5 protein-coding genes are annotated in these 2159 nt (G+C 65.7%); 4 read left to right on the plus strand and 1 reads right to left on the minus strand.

Annotation, left to right across the window (positions count from 1 at the left end):
• From IQ216_RS14360 to IQ216_RS13600, 4 genes are all read left to right on the plus strand, one after another.
• Positions 1 to 300: hypothetical protein (locus IQ216_RS14360; RefSeq protein ID WP_228007537.1), on the plus strand; the 300-nt coding region annotated here is incomplete at its 5' end.
• A 158-nt stretch (positions 301 to 458) separates the two neighbouring features.
• Entirely contained in the window at positions 459 to 647 is a 189-nt protein-coding gene (gene psbZ, locus IQ216_RS13590) for a photosystem II reaction center protein PsbZ (RefSeq protein ID WP_186697989.1), read from the plus strand.
• 67 nt (positions 648 to 714) lie between these two features.
• A complete protein-coding gene (gene ribH / locus IQ216_RS13595) occupies positions 715 to 1194 on the plus strand; it encodes a 6,7-dimethyl-8-ribityllumazine synthase (RefSeq protein ID WP_186697991.1) in 480 nt (159 codons plus the stop codon).
• A gap of 95 nt (positions 1195 to 1289) precedes the next feature.
• Entirely contained in the window at positions 1290 to 1835 is a 546-nt protein-coding gene (locus tag IQ216_RS13600; RefSeq protein WP_193815892.1) for a hypothetical protein, read from the plus strand.
• Positions 1836 to 1895: 60 nt separating this feature from the next.
• Here the strand turns inward: IQ216_RS13600 and IQ216_RS13605 are convergent.
• Positions 1896 to 2159: GNAT family N-acetyltransferase (locus tag IQ216_RS13605; protein WP_193815893.1), on the minus strand; the 264-nt coding region annotated here is incomplete at its 5' end.

Raw genomic sequence — 2159 nt, forward strand, 5'->3', positions numbered from 1 at the left:
GACAGGGGGGGGGGCGCCTCGGCCGCCGGCCTCGCCTGGTTCAGGTCCCGCAGGGCGGACTCGTGCCGCCCGCTGCCGCGGTCGGGCGGCGGCGGCAGCAAGCGGGTCAGGAGCCGTGGCTGGCTCAGTTGCCGCCGTCTCGCCTGCCGCAGTGTCCCCATCTGCGGCCTCGCCGCTGGCACCGGCCTGCCCCGGGCCGTGGATCTCGGCGAACAGGGAGCCCTGCAGGACGGGCTCGGGCATGAGCGAAAGCTGCTGGTCGGCTTCCGCGGCCACGGCGCTGCGCTGGAGGCCGTTTGATCGTAGGTCGATCGCTGCAGCTGCCTGCGCCGCCGGGGCCCCAGCTGCCCGATCCCGGAGCCCGACAACTTGTGAAGGATCGGGGCTGGCCGCGCCGGAGACCCCGGGCCTGCGTGTGAGAATCCCGGCACTGACCGGCCCGGCGACGCCGCAGATCCATGCAGATCCTCAACACGCTCACCGTTCTGGCCCTGGTGGTGATGTCCTTCGCCCTGATCGTGGCGGTGCCCGTGCTCTACGCCACCAGCGAAGACAGCGGCCGCTCCAACCGTCTGATCCTGATCGGTGGCATCGCCTGGTTGGCCCTGGTGCTGGTGAACTGGGGCATGAGCTACTTCGTGGTCTGAAGCCGCCTCAGCAGCGCGCCTTCTAACCTGAAGCCACCTTGCCGCGTCACTGCTGTGGCGCCTGCCTGTGGCAATTTTCGAGGGCCGCTTCGTCGGTGCCGAGTCCCTCCGGATCGGCGTGGTGGTGGCCCGCTTCAACGATCTGGTCACAGCGAAGCTGCTGAGCGGCTGTCTCGACTGCCTTGGTCGCCATGGCATCGACACCTCCGCCAGCAGCGCCCAGCTGGATGTGGCCTGGGTGCCCGGCAGCTTTGAGATCCCCCTGGTGGCCCAGCGCCTGGCGGCAAGCGGCCGCTATCAGGTGGTGGTGACCCTGGGGGCTGTGATCCGCGGCGATACGCCCCACTTCGATGTGGTGGTGAGTGAGGTGAGCAAGGGTGTGGCAGCGGTGAGCCGCCAGAGCGGTGTGCCGGTGATCTTTGGCGTGCTCACCACCGACACGATGCAGCAGGCCCTGGAGCGGGCCGGCATCAAGAGCAACCTGGGCTGGAGCTATGGCCTGCAGGCGCTCGAAATGGGCAGCCTGATGGCAGGCCTGCCCGGCTAGTGGTTGCCTTCCAGACTGATTGATAAGCCCTGGCAAATATCTTGCAGTGGCTGCATGGATTGGTACCGTGCAAGCTGAACCACTGAGGCAGCGCCATGAAAGTTGACATTGGCATGGTGGTGCTTGCCGCCTCGGGTTTGGTGATGGCTGCTCCGATCAGCATCAGGGCGGCTGAGGTGCCCGCGGCCGCAACCACAGCTTGTCTGACGGCTGTGAATTCAAACTATGGAGGCAACGTTGGTGATCTGAAGGTGGCCAGCAGTGAGTTTTCCGAAGCCAACTCCATCGTGATGGTCAAGGCCCTACGGGTCCGCGGCACGAACAAGGCGGAATCCTGGAAGTGTCTTGTCTCCAATCGTGGCCAAGTGCAAGAGCTGACCATGGCTTCTTCTGGTTCCTCCCACGGCCACGCAGGTGCGGCTGTGAGTGAGCAGTCGAAGTCGGCCTGCATGGCCCGTGTCAATGATCTCTATGGAGGTAATGTTCGTGACCTGCAGGTCACGCGAACCAAGTATGAAAAGCCCAATTCTGTGGTGGTTGTCCGGGCGATTGGGGAGCGTGGAGGATCAACCAATCAAAAGTATCGTTGTCTGGTCTCGAACACCGGCACCGTGCAGGACCTCAAGGCTGTGAGCCACTGAGCACCGTCTCCTTCTCGGCGCAGGCCTGCTGGTTGACCAGCAGGCCTGCTTGGCAGGCCATCAGACCTGCTCAGGGCCGGGTCCGACCCGKTGGGAGGGCGAGGTCTCCAGGGGATGGTGCGCCAGCAAGTCCTGGCTCTCCACCCTGTGGAAGCCGAGCTGCTCGTAGAAGCCGGCMCTCTTGGTGGTCATCAGATACACCCGCTCCACCCGCTGCAGGTGCGGATCGCTGAGCAGGCCCGCCACCACCTGGCGGCCCAGGCCCCGCCCCTGCAGATCGCCCGCCACCACCACGTCCCAGAGCACGGCCCGGCAGACGCCATC

The sequence above is a fragment of the Cyanobium sp. LEGE 06143 genome, assembly GCF_015207535.1.
GTDB lineage: Bacteria > Cyanobacteriota > Cyanobacteriia > PCC-6307 > Cyanobiaceae > NIES-981.